Source organism: Salinibacterium xinjiangense, from assembly GCF_014645015.1.
In the GTDB taxonomy this organism is placed as follows: Bacteria; Actinomycetota; Actinomycetes; order Actinomycetales; family Microbacteriaceae; genus Rhodoglobus; species Rhodoglobus xinjiangensis.
Window position 1 is genome coordinate 1,095,693 of sequence record NZ_BMLC01000001.1, and the last position, 18,128, is coordinate 1,113,820.

12 protein-coding genes are annotated in these 18,128 nt (G+C 63.5%); 4 read left to right on the forward strand and 8 right to left on the reverse strand.

The window, feature by feature from the left end; genetic code table 11:
• Window positions 1-30: 30 nt before the first annotated feature.
• The 6 genes from IEW81_RS14685 to rpoB all read right to left on the reverse strand — a co-directional run bounded on the left by IEW81_RS14685 (window position 31) and on the right by rpoB (window position 12,917).
• Window positions 31-438 carry a type II secretion system protein gene (locus tag IEW81_RS14685; protein WP_097060144.1) on the reverse strand — a complete coding sequence of 136 codons (408 nt, stop codon included), beginning with the start codon at window positions 436-438 and terminating at the stop codon, window positions 31-33.
• A 156-nt stretch (window positions 439-594) separates the two neighbouring features.
• Window positions 595-1,827, reverse strand: coding sequence for a type II secretion system F family protein (locus tag IEW81_RS05190; RefSeq protein ID WP_097060143.1), 1,233 nt, complete (start codon window positions 1,825-1,827; stop codon window positions 595-597).
• Between the two features lie 3 nt (window positions 1,828-1,830).
• Window positions 1,831-3,483 (reverse strand): type IV pilus twitching motility protein PilT, encoded by a 1,653-nt coding sequence (locus IEW81_RS05195; RefSeq protein WP_229671243.1) that lies wholly within the window; start codon window positions 3,481-3,483, stop codon window positions 1,831-1,833.
• Window positions 3,484-3,584: 101 nt separating this feature from the next.
• Window positions 3,585-5,249, reverse strand: coding sequence for a GspE/PulE family protein (locus IEW81_RS05200; RefSeq protein WP_097060142.1), 1,665 nt, complete (start codon window positions 5,247-5,249; stop codon window positions 3,585-3,587).
• A 204-nt stretch (window positions 5,250-5,453) separates the two neighbouring features.
• On the reverse strand, window positions 5,454-9,335 hold the full coding sequence (locus tag IEW81_RS05205) for a DNA-directed RNA polymerase subunit beta' (protein ID WP_097060141.1): 3,882 nt from the start codon (window positions 9,333-9,335) through the stop codon (window positions 5,454-5,456).
• A gap of 57 nt (window positions 9,336-9,392) precedes the next feature.
• Window positions 9,393-12,917 (reverse strand): DNA-directed RNA polymerase subunit beta, encoded by a 3,525-nt coding sequence (rpoB, locus tag IEW81_RS05210; RefSeq protein WP_097060140.1) that lies wholly within the window; start codon window positions 12,915-12,917, stop codon window positions 9,393-9,395.
• A gap of 235 nt (window positions 12,918-13,152) precedes the next feature.
• Between rpoB and IEW81_RS05215 the strand changes: the two genes are divergently transcribed.
• Window positions 13,153-13,821: an AAA family ATPase gene (locus IEW81_RS05215; RefSeq protein WP_097060139.1), complete on the forward strand. Its 669-nt coding sequence runs from the start codon at window positions 13,153-13,155 to the stop codon at window positions 13,819-13,821.
• Window positions 13,822-14,062: 241 nt separating this feature from the next.
• Here the strand turns inward: IEW81_RS05215 and speB are convergent, their stop codons facing one another.
• The gene (gene speB / locus IEW81_RS05220; protein WP_097060138.1) at window positions 14,063-15,064 is read right to left on the reverse strand and encodes an agmatinase; all 1,002 of its coding nucleotides are present in this window, start codon (window positions 15,062-15,064) and stop codon (window positions 14,063-14,065) included.
• Window positions 15,065-15,166: 102 nt separating this feature from the next.
• Between speB and IEW81_RS05225 the strand changes: the two genes are divergently transcribed.
• Genes IEW81_RS05225 through IEW81_RS05235 form a run of 3 tightly spaced genes read left to right on the forward strand, consistent with a single transcriptional unit; the run spans window position 15,167 to window position 17,686 of the window.
• Window positions 15,167-16,033, forward strand: coding sequence for a spermidine synthase (locus tag IEW81_RS05225; RefSeq protein WP_097060137.1), 867 nt, complete (start codon window positions 15,167-15,169; stop codon window positions 16,031-16,033).
• A 36-nt stretch (window positions 16,034-16,069) separates the two neighbouring features.
• Window positions 16,070-17,179 carry a PQQ-dependent sugar dehydrogenase gene (locus tag IEW81_RS05230; RefSeq protein ID WP_097060136.1) on the forward strand — a complete coding sequence of 370 codons (1,110 nt, stop codon included), beginning with the start codon at window positions 16,070-16,072 and terminating at the stop codon, window positions 17,177-17,179.
• A 60-nt stretch (window positions 17,180-17,239) separates the two neighbouring features.
• Entirely contained in the window at window positions 17,240-17,686 is a 447-nt protein-coding gene (locus IEW81_RS05235; RefSeq protein WP_097060135.1) for a SprT-like domain-containing protein, read from the forward strand.
• A 7-nt stretch (window positions 17,687-17,693) separates the two neighbouring features.
• On the opposite strand, the gene IEW81_RS05240 is transcribed toward IEW81_RS05235, so the two are convergent.
• Window positions 17,694-18,098: an SRPBCC family protein gene (locus IEW81_RS05240; RefSeq protein WP_097060134.1), complete on the reverse strand. Its 405-nt coding sequence runs from the start codon at window positions 18,096-18,098 to the stop codon at window positions 17,694-17,696.
• Window positions 18,099-18,128: the final 30 nt, after the last annotated feature.

Genomic DNA, 18,128 nt, shown 5'->3' on the forward strand with positions numbered 1-18,128 from the left:
TTGGCACCCCATCGGTCCGTTTGGCGCGATTTAGGCGCAGGCGGTGTTGACGACGCCCCCGGAATTTGTGATGCTGAATTTCTTGGTTGTTTCACTCACGGCGTCGATGCAGAAAGCCGACCCGCCGGTCTTGATAGTCGTCGTGACGCCGGTTGTGGCAACGAAGCCATATGCCGCAGCCTTCAGGTCAGCAATAGCCGTAGTTCCGGCAGGGACGTCGACAAGGAGGCTGACGTAGGCGACCTTGGCGTTGGCGAGGTCAGACTTGGCCGCTGAGTCCTTCGCTTGGTTCTGCTGCCCGAGGAAGATCGGGATGGCGATGGCGGCGAGAATGCCGATGATGATGACGACGACGAGGAGCTCGATGAGGGTGAAGCCCTTGTCGTTGTTCCTGATGCGCTCGTTGCGAGCCTCGAAGGCCTTGGTGAGTGAAAGCATGTGCGGTTCCAATCCTGTGATGAGTGAGGTGATGAGTGAGGTGATGAACAGGCGGCCCTTGGTTGTGCGCCCCTGAGGATAACTCTGGCAGCCGGCCTCATCACTATGTATCCCCCCTACGGGGCGAGACAGCCCCCAAAACGCGGGGCAGAACGCCTATTCGATGAGAGTGAAAATGGAGAAAATCGGCAGGTAGAGCGCCACGATCATGCCGCCGAGCACGACGCCCATCAAGGCGATCATGAGCGGCTCGATGAGCGCCGTGAGCTGCTCGGTGGTGGACTCGACCTCCTGGTCGTAAAAGTCCGCGATCTTGGACAGCATTGTCTCCAGTGCGCCGGAATCCTCGCCGACCGAGATCATCTGGGTGACCATCGCCGGGAAGATGGACTCCTCAGAGAGCGGACCGGAGACGGTTTTGCCCTGGCGCACCGACTCCTGCACCGCGATGAGAGCCTTCTCGATGACATAGTTGCCCGAGGTCGAGCCGACGATCGAGAGTGCCTGCAGAATGGGCACGCCCGACTTCATCATCGTCGAGAAGTTGCGGGTGAATCGCGCGATCGCAATCTTGGTCATCAGCTGCCCGAACACGGGCAGCTTGAGCTTGATCGGATCGACGGCCTTACGCACCCTCTCGGTGTTCTTGTTCTTTGCCCACCAAAACGAGAACGCGATGAGCACGACGACGATCACGGGGGCCAGCCATTGAAGGATCCCGGATAGCCAGACCAGAATGAGGGTGGGCAGCGGAAGCGTGCCACCGAGTCCGTCGAACATAGTCTTGAAGACCGGCACGATGAAGATCAGCATGCCGACCACGCCCAGCAGCGCCATGATCAGCACCACCACGGGGTAGGTCATGGCCGACTTGATGGTGCCGCGCAGCTTGACCTCCTTCTCGTAGTTGTCGGCGATGGACTCAAGGGAGTCCTCCAGAAACCCGCCGGTCTCGCCAGCTCGCACGAGGTTGATCATGAGCGGCGGGAAGATCACATCGTGCTTCGCGAAGGCCTCGGAGAGCGAGGCGCCGGCCTCGATATCCAACCGCACCCGCTCGAGCGTCTTTTTCAGGGTCGCGTTCTCGCTCTGGTCGGTAAGGATCGTCAGCGCGCGAAGCAGGGACAGGCCGGCAGAGATCATCGTGGCCATCTGACGGCTCATGATGGCAAGATCCTTGAGCCCGACCCGCTTCTCGAACAGGCCGCCGAGCGAGATCTCCTTTTTCAGCCCGGTGCCGCTTCCGGCCGCCGCGATCGACGTCGGAGCGATGCCCATGGTGCGTAATCGCGAGGCGACGGCCGTCTCGCTGACGGCATCTACCTTGCCTTTGACGATCTTTCCCGCAGAGTCGCGGCCCTTGTAGGCGAAGCTGGTGGCGGTAGCCATGGTCTACTTGCCCCCGGCGGAGTAGCGATCGCCGAAATCTATTCCGCCGGTCATGCCGCCACCGTCCCGGGTTTCCTGCCGGGAGATCAGCCGCTTGAGCGTCTCCTCGTCGTGGCACTTCTCGTAGGCCGCCCGCACCGTAATCTGGCCGCTATTGACCAGTTCGGCGAGGTGCTGATCCATGGTGAACATGCCGTGCTCGCGCCCGGCCTGCATCGACGAGCTGATCTGGTACGTCTTGCCCTCGCGGATGAGGTTGTTGATCGCCGGCGTGGCCACGAGCACCTCGGTTGCGACCACTCGGCCTTTGCCGCTCGCCTTCTTGATGAGCGTCTGGCAGACGACGCCCTGCAGGGTCGCGGCGAGCTGCGCCCGCACCTGGCCCTGCTGGTGCGGCGGGAAAACGTCGATAATTCGGTCGATCGTTTGTGCGGCATCCTGTGTGTGCAGGGTTGCGAACACGAGGTGCCCGGTCTCCGCCGCGGTGAGTGCGACCGACACGGTCTCGAGGTCGCGCAGCTCGCCAACCAGGATCACGTCGGGGTCCTGCCGCAGCACGTGCTTGAGCGCCGCCGCGAAGCTGTGGGTGTCGTTGCCGACCTCGCGCTGGTTGACGAGCGACTTGTGGTTGCCGTGCAGGAACTCGATCGGGTCTTCGACCGTCATGATGTGGTCCGTCCGGGTGCGGTTGACCAGATCGACGAGCGCGGCGAGGGTCGTCGATTTACCCGAACCGGTCGGGCCGGTGACGAGCACGAGCCCACGAGAAAGCTTCGCGAAGTTGCCTACAGACTCAGGGACGCCGAGCTCGTGGAGCTGTTTGATCTCGGTCGGAATCAGTCGAAAGGCTCCACCGAGCGCCTCGCGCTGCTGAAAGATGTTCACGCGGAAACGGGTGGTGCCAGACAGCGTGTACGCGAAGTCAAGCTCAAGCTCGCGCTCGAAAATCTCCTGCTGCTCTGACGACATGATGCTGTACAACGCGGCCCGCAGGTCGTCGGGCTGCCAGACCGGAGCTGCGGCGATCGGGCGCAGCTCACCGTCGACACGGATCATCGGTGGCGCACCGGCTGAGACGTGAAGATCGGAGGCCAGCGCGATCACGACCGCGTTCAGCGCCTGCACAATGCGCGGATCGCTGCCCTCCTGGCCGTCGCCCGGAACCGGAGCACCGGGCGACGCTTCTGCAGTGAGCACGGTCTCGGTCGGGCGATGCACGGGCTGAAGCGCCTGCTGCGGGAGCGCGTGGATGGGCGCGGCCTGGGCGGGAAGAGGTTGTGCGGGAGCGAATTGGTAGGCCACCTGAGCTGGCGGGGTTGCCTCCAGAGGGGCCGGAATGGAGACGACAACCTCAGGCACTGCCTCGTGGGTAGCGAGTACCTGCGGCGCTGGCATTGTCGCTGCCTGCACGAAAGGAGCAACCGGCGGGGTCGCCAGCCGCGCGGCGGCATTGGCTGCAGGGACCAAGGTCGGCGGGAGTTGCGCGTGGGTGTCCGCGAGCGGGGCGGGCTGGGAAAAGAGCCGTGACACCATGATGGGTGCGGCTGGCGGCGCAACGGCACCGGGGGCCGGCATGTTCACTGGCGGAAGCGACGGGCCGGGAGCGGGCGCTGCTGCCGTGGCATCCTGACCCTGCTCTGCGTTTCGCGGGCGCATTATCTCTTCGAAAGACGGGGGCGCGTCAGCAGAACGCCGACGACCACCGGCGTCAGGCCACACTTGACCGGTATCTAATGGAATTTCGTACACTGGCTTGCTCATACCACCACTCTCATGATCTCTTCGATTGACGTGAGACCGATTTTTGCTTTCCCCCAGCCGTCGAGACGGAGGGTGCACATGCCCTGGTCAATGGCGACCTTCGTAATTTCTGCGCTGGACGCCCGCACCACCGCGAGGCGTTCGATCTCTTCAGTCACGAGCATCACCTCGTGCAGTGCAATACGGCCGCGGTAACCCGTATTCGAGCAGCTGGAGCAACCGACAGGGCGGAAGAGGGTCGGGATGGGCATGCTGCGATCCCAGCCGAAACGCAGCGCTTCGAGCTCGGCCGTATCGTGCTGGTACGGTTCCCGGCAGCGCTCGCACAGCCTGCGCGCCAGTCGCTGGGCTACCACGCAGTCGATGGCGGATCCGACAAGAAAGGGCTCGATATCCATCTCGGTCAGTCGGGTGATCGCGCTTGGCGCGTCGTTCGTGTGAAGCGTCGAGAGCACGAGGTGGCCCGTGAGCGACGCTTCGATGGCGATCTGGGCCGTCTCGTGGTCACGGATCTCACCGATCAGCACCACATCGGGGTCGGAACGCAGAATCGACCGGAGAGCGCTGGCGAAGGTGAGCCCCGCCTTCGGATTGACCTGGACCTGGTTGATGCCCTGCATCCGGAACTCGACGGGGTCTTCAACGGTGATGACGTTGATCTCGGGCTTCGCAACGGTGCTCAGCGTTGTGTAGAGCGTCGTCGACTTTCCGGAACCTGTGGGCCCGGTGACGAGGATCATGCCGTAAGGCTTCGTATACGACGAGCGGTATGCCTCGAAGTTGCGAGGGGAGAGCGCCAGATTCTCCATATCGAGCGTGCCGGCGTTGTTGTCCAGGATTCGCATGACGACTTTTTCACCCCAGACCACAGGCAGGGTCGCGACCCGGAGGTCGATCTTGCGACCGGCGTGACGTACCGAGATTCGGCCATCCTGAGGCTTTCGGCGCTCGGCGATATCAATCTCGGCCATGATCTTCAGGCGAGATGTGACGCCGTTCTGGATCGTCTTTGGGGCCGACTGCATCTCATGCAGGACCCCGTCGATGCGGTATCGCACGTGCATCTCGTGCTCGCCGGGCTCGATGTGGATGTCGGACGCCTTATCCTGAATGGCCTGGCTGATGATCAGGTTAACGAAACGTACGATCGGTGCGTCGTTTGCCGACTCCTCCTGGTTGACGACAACAACGGCGCTACCGGTCTCCTCCTCTAGGGCGGATGTCAGGTCGCTGAGCTCATCATCGGCGCGGTGGTATTTCTCGATCGCAGCCTTGAGATCCGCGGGCGCCACGACGACCGCGCGAATCTGCATCCGAGTTGCCGCCCGCACATCGTCGGTAGCGAACACGTTGCCGGGGTCGACCATGGCCAACGTGAGTACACCGTCGACGATGTCGATCGGCAACACCTGGTGCCGGCGGCACGTGACCGCGGGTACGCGCGAGACGGCGTCGCGGTCGACCGGGTACTCGATGAGTTCGACGAACGGAAGTTCTGCCTGCATAGCGCGGGCGGACGCGAGCTGGACCTCGGTGACGAGGCCCTGCTCAACAAGAGATCGGACAGAGTCTTCGTCTTCACCCCAGACGCCGGAGATGCTGTCGACTTGCTCGATGGGCACCACCCCGCGAAGGATGAGGATTTCTGTTAGGGAAGCCAAGGGGGACTCCTCACGATCCGGTTATCGAGGCCCCCGGCAACGACGCTTATGAGAATTGGTGGGGTAATCACATAAAAGTACTTCGGGGTCGATTCGCACACCACACCCAGTACGGGGCACGGACAGGTGTGTCTACCGGGTTAAGGGGGGGTTAAATGCAGGATGGCCCGCCACCGAAGTGACGGGCCATCCTGGGTGGCAACCCTAGTTGTAGGTTCCCGGGGTGCTGTCGTCTGAGCTGAAGCTGTCGAAATCGACGAAGCTCAGGTCGCTCTCGCTGAACACCGAGTCGTCCGTGAAGATGCGATTCGGGTAGCGCTCGGCCTTCGCCTCTTCCGTCGCCTCGACAGACACATCGCGGTAGCGCGGGAGACCCGTGCCGGCCGGGATGAGCTTTCCGATGATGACGTTTTCCTTGAGGCCCATCAGCGGGTCGGACTTGCCCTCCATGGCGGCCTGCGTGAGAACACGCGTGGTCTCCTGGAACGATGCGGCCGACAACCACGACTCAGTCGCCAGCGATGCCTTGGTGATACCCATGACCTCCTGGCGGGCCGAAGCCGTTGCCTTGCCCTCGGTGAGCGCGGCGCGGTTCAACTCGTTGTACTTGAGACGGTCGACGAGCTCGCCCGGAAGCAACCCGGTGTCACCGTGGTCGACCACGGTCACCTTGCGGAGCATCTGGCGCACGATGACCTCGATGTGCTTGTCGTGGATCGGCACACCCTGCGAGCGATACACGCCCTGCACACCATCGACCAGGTGGAGCTGAACGGCGCGGACACCCTTGACGCGAAGAACTTCCTTCGGGTCGAGGTTTCCGACGTGCAGCTGCTGGCCGAGATCGACGTGCTGGCCATCCTCGATGAGGAGGGTTGCACGGCGAAGCACCGGGTAAGCGACGGGCTCGTCACCATTGTCGGGGGTCAGGATGAGGCGGCGAGCCCGATCCGTGTCTTCGATGGTGATGCGGCCCGCGGCCTCAGCGATGGGCGAAGCACCCTTGGGGGTACGAGCCTCGAACAGCTCGGTCACGCGGGGAAGACCCTGCGTGATGTCGTCTGCCGACGCAACACCACCCGTGTGGAAGGTACGCATGGTGAGCTGCGTTCCGGGCTCACCGATCGACTGGGCCGCGATGATTCCGACGGCCTCACCGATGTCGACGAGCAGTCCGGTTGCGAGCGAGCGGCCGTAGCAGGCCGCGCACACGCCGACGACGGACTCGCAGGTGAGCACCGAACGCACCTTGATGTTGTTGACGCCAGCCGACACCAGGGTGTCGAGCAGTACGTCACCGACATCGGCCCCGGCGGGGGCGATGACCTTGCCCTTTTCGTCAACGGCGTCTGCGGCGAGGCTGCGAGCGTAGACCGAGTTCTCGACATTGCTGTCAAGCACCCAGTTGCCAGCGGCATCCTGTGCTGCGATCGGCATGTCGAGGCCCTTGCTGGTGCCACAGTCGTCTTCACGGATGATGACATCCTGCGAAACGTCGACGAGTCGACGGGTCAGGTAACCGGAGTCGGCGGTACGAAGCGCCGTGTCGGCCAGGCCCTTGCGAGCACCGTGGGTCGAGATGAAGTACTCGGCCACAGTCAGGCCCTCCTTATAGGAGTGCACGATCGGGCGAGGGATGATCTCACCCTTCGGGTTCGAGACGAGCCCACGCATACCGGCGATCTGACGAACCTGCATCCAGTTACCACGCGCACCAGACGACACCATGCGGTTGATGTTGTTGTCTGAGGCGAAGTTGTTCTGCATGGCCGTGGCGACCTCGGCAGTTGCCTTGTTCCAGATCTCGATGAGCTCCTGGCGACGCTCGGCGTCGGTCGTGAGCCCCTTGTCGAACTGGTCCTGGACCTTTGCGGCCTGCTTCTCGTAGCCGGCGATGATCTCCGGCTTGTTCGGCGGGGTCACGATGTCGCTGAGCGCCACGGTCACACCCGAGCGTGTCGCCCAGTGGAATCCGGCGTCCTTGATGCGGTCGAGTGCTGCTGCGACCTCCACCTTCGGGTACCGCTCAGCGAGGTCGTTGACGATCGCCGAGATCTGGCCCTTGTCAGCCACTGCCTCGATGTAGGGGTAGTCGGCGGGAAGCGCCTCATTGAACAGTGCGCGACCGAGGGTCGTGTTCATCAGGACGGTCTTGCCCTGCACGAAGCCCTCAGGAGCCTCACCCTCGGCGAAGTGCACGTCCTCGAGACGGATGCGCACCTTCGAGTTCAGGTTCAGCGAATGCTGGTCGAACGCGAGGATCGCTTCGGCGACAGACGAGAACGCGCGGCCCTCCCCCTCACCGCCGTCTTTCAACGTGGTCAGGTGGTGCAGGCCGATGATCATGTCCTGTGTGGGCAGGGTCACCGGGCGACCGTCTGACGGCTTCAGGATGTTGTTGCTCGCGAGCATGAGCACGCGGGCCTCGGCCTGAGCTTCAACCGACAGCGGAAGGTGTACCGCCATCTGGTCACCGTCGAAGTCTGCGTTGAACGCAGCACAGACGAGGGGGTGGAGCTGGATGGCCTTGCCCTCGACCAGCTGGGGTTCGAAGGCCTGGATTCCGAGACGGTGAAGCGTTGGTGCACGGTTGAGCAGCACCGGGCGCTCGCGGATGATCTCCTCGAGCACGTCCCACACCTGCGGACGTGAACGCTCGACCATGCGCTTGGCGCTCTTAATGTTCTGGGCGTGGCTCAGATCGATGAGGCGCTTGATCACGAACGGCTTGAACAGCTCGAGTGCCATCTGCTTGGGCAGACCACACTGGTGCAGCTTGAGCTGCGGCCCGACGATGATGACCGAACGACCGGAGTAGTCGACGCGCTTTCCGAGCAGGTTCTGGCGGAAACGACCCTGCTTGCCCTTGAGCATGTCGCTCAGTGACTTGAGGGCACGGTTACCGGTGCCGGTGACGGGGCGACCACGACGACCGTTGTCGAACAGTGCGTCAACGGCCTCCTGCAGCATGCGCTTCTCGTTGTTGACGATGATCTCGGGGGCTCCGAGGTCGAGCAGGCGACGCAGGCGGTTGTTGCGGTTGATGACACGACGGTAGAGGTCGTTGAGGTCGGAGGTCGCGAAGCGGCCACCATCCAGCTGAACCATCGGGCGAAGCTCGGGCGGGATGACCGGAACGACCTCGAGCACCATGGCGGCTGGCGAGTTGCCGGTCTGCAGGAAGGAGTTGACCACGCGCAGTCGCTTGATCGCGCGGATCTTCTTCTGGCCCTTGCCGTTGGCGATCTGGTCGTGGAGGTCGACGCTCTCGGTCGCCAGGTCGAACGCCTGAAGGCGCTTCTGGATGGCCTCGGCGCCCATGTAGGCCTCGAAGTAGGTGCCGAAGCGATCCTGCAGCTCCTGGAAGACGGAATCCTCGGGCTTGAGGTCACCGACCTTCAGGCTGCGGAAGTCGTCCCAGACGCGCTCGAGCTGGCTGATCTGCTCGTCGAACGACTTGCGGGCCTGGCTCATTTCCTTCTCGGCGCCATCCTTGACGCGACGCTTCTGGTCGCTCTTGGCACCTTCAGCCTCGAGTGCTGCAAGGTCTTCCTCGAGCTTGGAGAGACGGTCGGCGATGCGGGTATCGCGCTGGCCTTCGAGAGTCTTGATCTCGAGACGGATCTCGTTCTCGAGGCCGGGAAGGTCGGAATGACGACCCTCCTCATCCACAGAGATGATCATGTATGCCGCGAAGTAGATGACCTTCTCGAGGTCTTTCGGCGCCATGTCGAGCAGGTAGCCGAGTCGAGACGGCACACCCTTGAAGTACCAGATGTGAGTAACGGGAGCGGCAAGCTCGATGTGACCCATGCGCTCGCGACGCACCGAGGACTTGGTGACCTCGACGCCGCAGCGCTCGCACACGATGCCCTTGAAGCGCACTCGCTTGTACTTACCGCACGAGCACTCCCAGTCACGGCTCGGTCCGAAGATCTGCTCTCCGAAGAGACCATCCTTCTCGGGCTTGAGCGTGCGGTAGTTGATGGTTTCTGGCTTCTTGACCTCGCCATGTGACCAGCGACGGATGTCGTCGGCGGTAGCGAGACCGATCTTGATTTCGTCAAACGCGTGAACGTCGAGCAATGTATGTCTTCTCTCTTACGCAGTTAAATAAGAACAGGTTCTGAAGGCGAGTCGTCGCTAGATCTCGTCGATGGACGAAGACTCGAACCGCGTGGAAATGTTGATGCCCAGCTCTTCCGCAGCGCGGAAGACCTCGTCATCCGTGTCGCGCAGGTTAACCGTGGAACCATCGGCCGAGAGCACCTCGACGTTCAGGCACAGCGACTGCATCTCCTTGATGAGCACCTTGAAGGACTCTGGGATGCCCGGCTCCTGGATGTTCTCACCCTTGACGATCGCCTCGTAGACCTTCACTCGGCCGAGGATGTCATCCGACTTGATGGTGAGGAGTTCCTGGAGCGCGTAAGCGGCACCGTATGCCTCAAGAGCCCAGACCTCCATCTCACCGAATCGCTGGCCGCCGAACTGAGCCTTACCACCCAGCGGCTGCTGCGTGATCATCGAGTACGGGCCCGTCGAGCGAGCATGGATCTTGTCGTCCACCAGGTGGTGGAGCTTCAGGATGTACATGTAACCGACCGAGACGGGCTCGGGGAACGGCTCGCCGGAGCGACCGTCGAACAGTCGCGTCTTTCCGGAGGAGTCGATCAGGCGGTCACCGTCACGAGTCGGCGTGGTCGAGTTGAGCAGCCCCTCGATCTCGGTCTCGAGCGCACCATCGAACACCGGGGTCGCAACCTTGGTGCCGGGAGCCGCGCTGCGAGCGTGATCCGGAAGCGTCTTGGCCCACTTGGGTGAACCGTCGACGTCCCAGCCCTGCTTGGCAACCCAGCCCAGGTGAGTCTCGAGCACCTGGCCGAAGTTCATTCGACCGGGGATACCGAGCGGGTTCAGGATGACATCGACCGGAGTTCCGTCGGCAAGGAACGGCATGTCCTCCACCGGCAGGATCTTCGAGATGACGCCCTTGTTGCCGTGACGGCCAGCGAGCTTGTCACCAGCGGTGATTTTGCGCTTCTGGGCGATGTAGACGACGACGCGCTGGTTGACACCAGAGCCGAGCTCGTCATCGTTGTCGGCGTTGAACTCCTTGACAGCGATGATCGTTCCGGCTTCACCGTGCGGAACCTTCAGTGAGGTGTCGCGCACTTCGCGGCTCTTCTCATTGAAGATGGCGCGCAGCAGGCGCTCCTCGGCGCTCAGTTCGGTCTCACCCTTCGGTGTGACCTTACCGACGAGGATGTCGCCGGGGCGAACCTCTGCACCGATACGGATGATGCCGCGCTCGTCGAGGTCGGCGAGCAGCTCCGGGCTGACGTTCGGGAGATCACGGGTGATCTCCTCCTTGCCGAGCTTCGTGTCACGGGCATCCACTTCGTACTCTTCGATGTGGATCGACGAGAGGGTATCGTCCTTGACCAGGTTCTGGCTCAGGATGATCGCGTCCTCGAAGTTGTGACCCTCCCACGGCATGAATGCCACGAGCAGGTTCTTTCCGAGGGCGAGCTCACCGTTCTCCGTCGCGGGACCGTCGGCAAGGACTTCGCCCTTCTCGACACGGTCGCCCGCGCTGACGATGACACGGTTGTTATAGCTGGTGCCCTGGTTGGAGCGGTCGAACTTGCGCAAGAAGTAATCCTGCGTGCCGCCCTCATCCAGCTGGATGGTGACGACGTCGGCCGAAACCTCGGAGACGACACCGGCCTGGTCGGCAGTGATGACGTCGCCGGCGTCGATGGCTGCGAAGCCCTCCATACCGGTTCCGACGAGCGGGCTCTCGCTGCGCAGCAGCGGGACAGCCTGGCGCTGCATGTTGGCACCCATGAGTGCGCGGTTTGCATCGTCGTGCTCGAGGAAGGGGATCAGCGATGTCGCGACCGACACCATCTGGCGTGGCGACACGTCCATGTAGCCGATCTGCTCGGTCGGGATCAGGTCGACCTCGCCACCCTTCTTCCGGGCGAGCACGCGGGGCTCAGCGAACATCGATTCCGCGGTCAGCGGGGCGTTTGCCTGGGCGACGACATAGTCATCTTCTTCTGACGCAGTCAGGTAGTCGATGGTCGCCGTGACCTTGCCGTTGACGACACGGCGGTACGGGGTCTCGATGAATCCGAACGCGTTGATGCGAGCGAACGATGCGAGCGAACCGATCAGGCCGATGTTCGGACCTTCCGGGGTCTCGATCGGGCACATGCGACCGTAGTGCGAGGGGTGAACGTCTCGAACCTCGACGCCAGCACGCTCGCGGCTCAGTCCACCCGGGCCCAGCGCCGACAGGCGACGCTTGTGGGTCAGTCCCGCCAGCGGGTTGTTCTGGTCCATGAACTGCGAGAGCTGCGATGTTCCGAAGAACTCCTTGATCGCCGCGACGACGGGGCGCACGTTGATCAGGGTCTGCGGGGTGATCGCTTCGATGTCCTGCGTGGTCATGCGCTCGCGGACGACGCGCTCCATGCGGGAGAGTCCGGTGCGGACCTGGTTCTGGATGAGCTCACCGACAGCGCGGATACGACGGTTGCCGAAGTGGTCGATGTCGTCGATGTCGAGCCGGACATCCACCTTCTTGCCATCGCGGAGTCCCTTGATGGTCGACAGTGCGTTGTCCCGGACCGTCACGTAGCTCGACGAAGAGTCATGCAGGGCGACCATGTACTTGATCGTCGCGATGATGTCTTCGATGGTGAGGACCGACTGCTTGATGTCGGTGTCGATACCGAGCTTGCGGTTGATCTTGTAACGACCGACCTTCGCGAGGTCGTAGCGCTTCGAGTTGAAGAAGAAGTTGTCAAGCAGCGCGCGAGCGGCCTCGGCAGCAACCTGCTCGCCCGGGCGGAGCTTGCGGTAGATGTCCTTGAGCGCCTCTTCCTTCGTGAGGATGTTGTCTTTCTCGAGGGTCAGCTCGATCGACGGGAAGCCCTTGAACTCCTCGAGGATCTGCTCGCTCGTGAGGCCGAGGGCCTTCAGGAAGACGGTGACGCTCTGCTTGCGCTTACGGTCGATGCGAACGCCGACCTGGTCGCGCTTGTCGATCTCGAACTCGAGCCATGCGCCACGGCTCGGGATGATGCGTGCGGAGAAGATGTCCTTATCGGAGAGCTTCTCGGGGGTGCGGTCGAAGTACACACCGGGGGAACGAACGAGCTGCGACACGACGACACGCTCGGTGCCGTTGATGATGAACGTGCCCTTTTCCGTCATCAGCGGGAAGTCGCCCATGAAGACCGTCTGGGTCTTGATCTCACCCGTGAGGTGGTTCATAAATTCGGCGTTCACGTAGAGAGGGGCGGCGAAGGTCTTGCCGCGCTCCTTGCACTCGTCGATCGTGTACTTCGGCTCTTCGAGCTCAGGGCCCGTGAAGGAGAGCTGCATGGTCTCGCCGAGGTCTTCGATCGGAGAGATCTCCTCGAAGATCTCGTCCAGCCCGCTGCGCGTCGGCAGGTCGGTGCGGCCCTGGGCCACACCATCCGTGACGCGCTGCTTCCAGATCTCGTTGCCGACCAGCCAGTCGAAGCTCTCGGTCTGCAATGCGAGCAGATCGGGAACGGTCAGCGTGTCACTGATTTTGGCGAAAGAAAGCCGCGATGCTACGCGGCCGTTCTTCGGGGACTTACTGGTGGATGCGTTTTTCGCAGCAGCCAAGGAAATAACCTCCGTGGACCCCGTCGGGCCCTAATGTCGGAAACCCGACGGTCGGTAATGAGATGCTCACCAAAATCAAAGAACGATTTACCCCGCCGCTATACTCGGGGCACGCCAGCTGTCCGCAATATGACGGCATGGATTGATTGGGAGCGCAAAGGATAATCATAGGTCGACTCGACACGCCTTTGCAAGCCGAATCTTGACCTGATTCTGGGAATGGGCTATAAGACTGATGGATTGGCGTGAACTGGCACCCGAAGTGCGAGCGGAGCGAGCCATCCGGATCATTGTCGTCGGCGCCGAATCGAGCGGGAAGACCACGCTCGCTGACTCCCTCACCACGCATTACCGCGCGCGCGGAGGCGTATGGCAGCAGACGCTCTGGGTGCCAGAGTACGGCCGTGAGTACACCGAACTGCTGCTCGCCCAGCAGGGCGTGATCGAGAACGACCCTCACGCGACCGTGCACTCCGCGGAGTGGACGCCCGAAGATTTCGCAAACATCGCGGTAGAACAGCAACGACTAGAGGATGAAGCGGCTGCAACTGGCTCCCCCGTGCTGTTCTGCGACACCGACGCTTTCGCGACGCGGCTGTGGGAGCGCCGCTACCTCGGCGACTCCTCCACCGCGGCCTTCGACGCCGTGCCGGAGCTGCCGCCTCGAGGGCTCTACCTCATCAGCGACATTGGGGGGGTGCAGTTCGAGCAGGACGGCATCCGTGACGGAGAGGACTACCGCGAGGCGATGCAGCGTTGGCTCGAGGAGGAGTTGACGGTGCGCGAGCAGCCCTGGGCACTCGTGGGTGGCGATGCCGAGCAACGGCTTGAGACGAGCATCCGGCTGGTCGATGAGCTGCTGTGGTCTCACTTCAGTGGCCTGCCGGACGACCCGCACGCCTGAGGCGTCGCAGCCCGGCTCCAACGCCTGTCGCCCCGTCCCGTTTCGTCCGCTTTCCCGGCGCGCTACTCCACCGAAATGAAGGAGTTTTCTCCCTCAGATGAGCATTCGGGCGGCGACGGGGTGCTGCATCCGGATTTCTCCTTCATTTGGGCGGAGAGTGAGCGCATCACTGTGCGGAGAGCGAGCGCATCACTGTGCGGAGAGCGAGCGCATCACTGTGCGGGGAGGTGCGCGGATCTCGTCAGGCTCGAGAGTCGCGCTTTCGCACGGCCATCGCGGCGAGCGCCTCCCAGATGAGCCCGTGAGCATTGTTGACCGTGATGTCGGCGTGGTCGTAGGCCGGCGCGACCTCCATCACGTCGAAACCCACGACATCCAGCTCAAGCACAATCTGGCGAACCATGCGCAGGAGGTCGACCGGGGCGAGTCCACCGGGAGCCGGTGTGCCCGTCGCCGGTGCGAAGCCAGGATCGAGCACGTCGATGTCGATCGACACGTAGACCTTATCTGCGCGCTCCCGTGCTGCGGCGATCACATCGGTCATGACGGCTTTCACGCCACGTTCCCAGATCTCCTGCATCATGAAGTGCTTCAGGCCATGGTCGCGCATCCACTTCTGGTCTTCCTCGCCCGGCCAGTATCCCCGAAGCCCGACCTGGAGGAAGTGCGTACCGGGGATGGCGCCGGACTCGATGAGCCGGCGCATGGGGGTTCCATGGCTCGCGAGGTTTCCCTCCAGGATGTTCGCGGTGTCGGCGTGCGCATCGAAGTGGATCATCGCCACGGTGCCGAAACCGTGGTGCTCGGCCACCGCGGTCGCTGCCGGCCAGGTGATCGAGTGGTCGCCGCCGATCACGATCGGCACAATTCCCCGGCTCGCGACCTCCTTGACGCGCTCGTAGATCGCCGCGCGCGACAACTCCCACATGCCGTGGCTGGTCACAGCATCGCCGTAGTCGACGACCTCGAGGTGGTCGAACATCTCCACCTGCAGGTCGAGGTGGTACGTACCGGGGTCGTAGGCGTTCGCCCTGAGCGCACGCGGGCCGAAGCGCGCGCCCGGGCGGTTGGTGGTGCTGTCGTCCCACGGGGCTCCCACGATCGCGACATCCGGTTGCCACTCGTCGAGCTGGGACGGCTCTGTGAGTAAGGGGCGCATGCCGAAGGTGGCTGGACCGACGTAAGACTGGGCGTCCAGTTGTCGGCGCATGTTGTCGGGGAGATGACGGATCGGCTCGCTCATACGGCAACGGTAGCGCTACCGAGTGCAACGCCGACGGCTACATCGGTCGCGCCCGCCAAACTCCACGACGAGGGCCAGGTGAATATGTGAAAGGGTCGAAGGGTGGTCGACTACCCCTCACGAACTCTCGCGCACAGCGGTTATCTCGCAACCATCACTCCGGATCGCTGGGTCGACGGCGCGTACACGCTCACTGTCGACGGAACACCCCAGTCGCAGGTGAACCTCGACGACCCGACCGAGCTCTTCTTCGAGTACGTGCGCCGCATGGGCCACGTCATCGACCAGCTCGGGATGCCCGGGGAACCGATCACGGCCGTGCACCTCGGCGCGGGCGCCCTCACCCTCCCCCGCTACGTCGAGGCGACCCGCCCGGGCTCACGCCAGCAGGTCATCGAGCTCGAGTCCGACCTCGTCGACCTGGTCCGCGCCGAGCTGCCGTGGTCGAAGTCCGCATCGATCAGGATTCGCCACGGCGACGCCAGGGCCGTGATGGAGAAGTTGCCGCCGGGGCTCCACGGCTCCGTCGACCTGCTCGTGGTGGATGTCTTCAGCGGCGCCCGGACCCCCGCCCATGTGACGTCTGTCGAGTTCTATCGCAGTGCGGTCGCGCTGCTCGCGCCCCGTGGCATCCTGATCGCGAACGTTGCAGACGGCCCCGGCCTCGCGTTCGCCCGGTCGCAGGCGGCAACGCTCGCTGCCGTGACCGGCCACGTCGCGATTCTCGCCGAGACGCAGATCCTGAAAGGCCGACGGTTCGGCAACCTCGTGCTCGTCGGTTCGGCCGAAGAGCTTCCCTTCGACTGGATGCCGCGACTGCTCGCCGCAGGGCCTCATCCGTCAAAGATCGTGGCGGGCCCCGAACTGCGCGACTTCATCGCGAGCGCCCAGGTTGTCACTGACGCGAGCGCGGTACAGTCGCCGCCGCCATCCAAGGGCATCTTCCAGGTGAAACCCGGCAGCTCGTAGCCCCCACCACCCAGAAGCGCATGATGGGATGGGAGCATGCGTATTCCCCCAGCTCTCGCAGCCGTCGTGGTCGCAGCACTGCTTGCCGGCTGTACGGCACAGCCCCAGGGCGCACTGACCACCCCTGTTCCCACCACCCCTGTTCCCACCACCTCCGAACCCGCTGCCGCGGTCGCACCGGTCGGTGAACCGACGACGATCGCGAGCGGGCTGGATGCACCGTGGTCGATGGTGAGGCTTGACAGCGGTTCGACCCTCATCAGCGAACGCGACAGCCGCTTGGTGAAGGAGCTCACGCCCGACGGGACCGTGCGGGAGGTCGGTTCGGTCGACGGCGCGGCTCCCGGCGGCGAGGGCGGACTGCTCGGCATCGCGGTGGCGCCGGATGATCCGACCGGGTTGTTCGTGTACCTGACCGCCGCGGACGACAACCGGATCGTGAGGTTCGACCTGGGCGGGGAGCCCGGTGACTACTCGCTGGGCGCGAGCCGCGACATCCTGACCGGACTGAAAAAGGCAGGAAACCACAATGGCGGCCGCATCGAGTTCGGCCCGGACGGCAAGCTGTATGCGACGGTCGGCGACGCCAGCGACCCGAAAACCGCGCAGGATCGGGCCAGCCTGAACGGCAAGATCCTGCGGATGAATGCCGACGGGACTGCACCAGCCGATAATCCCTTCGACGGTTCGCTGGTCTACTCGCTCGGGCACCGCAACCCGCAGGGCATCGCGTGGGATGACGATGGCCAGCTCTGGGCCGCCGAATTCGGCCAGAACACCTGGGATGAGTTCAATATCATCCAGCCCGGCGCAAACTACGGCTGGCCAACAGCCGAAGGCACTTCGGACGACCCCGCGTTCGTGAACCCCGTCTTCCAGTGGCCGACGGATGACGCGAGCCCGAGCGGACTCACCTGGGTCGGCGGCACCTTCTTCATGGCGGGCCTCGGCGGTGAGCGGCTGTGGGCCGTCAACCCCGGTACACCGACCACCGCGGTGGACTACTTCTCTGACAGCTTCGGGCGCATCCGCGACGTGATTCCGGGGCCGGATGGCACGCTCTGGATGATGACCAACAACACCGACGGTCGCGGCACACCGCGTGAGGGCGACGACCAGATCCTGCAGGTGGAGCTGGCGCCCTAGTTCTCCACACTCTCCGGGTTGCTGAAGCCGATAGTCGGCCGCTCGGGTTAACCTCAAGGGGTGGCTGAGCTGAACAGGGTGCGAACGTGGGCGACAGCCCTCATCGACCTGCACCTCGACCGCAGCTGGAGCTTCGAGTTCGACAACGCGAAGACCAGGGCGGGGCTCTGCAATTACACTTACAAGCGCATCAGCGTCTCGAGATACCTCGCCGCACGGTATGAGGATGACGAGATCCACCAGGTACTGCTGCATGAGGTCGCCCACGCGATCGCCGGCACCCGCGCCGGTCACGGTCCACAGTGGAAGGCGATCGCGTCAGACCTGGGTTACGAGGGCAACCGGCTGCACGATGGAGCCATCGCCACCGAGTTCGCGCCGTGGGTGGGAACCTGCCCCGCGGGCCACACTCATTACCGCTATCGCACGCCGACGAGGGCCTTGGCCTGCGGCAAATGCTCCAGGAAGTTCAACGCGGCGCACACGATCGCCTGGGTGAACAAGTAGCGAGCGTTCAGCCGAAGTGCCGGTCGAAGGCGGCGGCGATGTTCTTCCAGTGCCCGAGCATCATCCGGCGCTCGTCACGGTCGGCCAGCTTCTCATGATGGATGCCGATCGTGGTGCCGGTGATCGTCTCCTTCACCGTGAGCTGAAGAGTGGAGTCATGCGGCCAGTCACTCGGCTGCCATGACAGCCGGAGCCTGACGTTCTCGGTGCGACTGCGGATGGTGCCCTTCACGCCGTCTTTCGTGACGTACCCAGCACCCGTCTCGGTCGGCAGGGAGTCGATGTCGCCGAGCCACGTGTCGAGTCCATCGCCGACCAGGTATTGCCATACCGCCGGCACCGGGGCGGCGACGGTAGTGCGAACCCCCACTTCCCAGCCGGCGTCCTTCGTCTTGCCCGTAGCGTCACTCATGTAACCCACTGTATTGGTTACCCGAGCCCT

Bases quoted from the DNA above. Each gene is read 5' to 3' on its own strand.
- IEW81_RS05230 (WP_097060136.1), top strand. From the start codon at position 16,070: ATGCGTATTCCCCCAGCTCTCGCAGCCGTCGTGGTCGCAGCACTGCTT.
- speB (WP_097060138.1), bottom strand. From the start codon at position 15,064: ATGAGCGAGCCGATCCGTCATCTCCCCGACAACATGCGCCGACAACTG.
- IEW81_RS05215 (WP_097060139.1), top strand. From the start codon at position 13,153: ATGGATTGGCGTGAACTGGCACCCGAAGTGCGAGCGGAGCGAGCCATC.
- IEW81_RS05190 (WP_097060143.1), bottom strand. From the start codon at position 1,827: ATGGCTACCGCCACCAGCTTCGCCTACAAGGGCCGCGACTCTGCGGGA.
- IEW81_RS05240 (WP_097060134.1), bottom strand. From the start codon at position 18,098: ATGAGTGACGCTACGGGCAAGACGAAGGACGCCGGCTGGGAAGTGGGG.
- IEW81_RS14685 (WP_097060144.1), bottom strand. From the start codon at position 438: ATGCTTTCACTCACCAAGGCCTTCGAGGCTCGCAACGAGCGCATCAGG.
- IEW81_RS05195 (WP_229671243.1), bottom strand. From the start codon at position 3,483: ATGCGCCCGCGAAACGCAGAGCAGGGTCAGGATGCCACGGCAGCAGCG.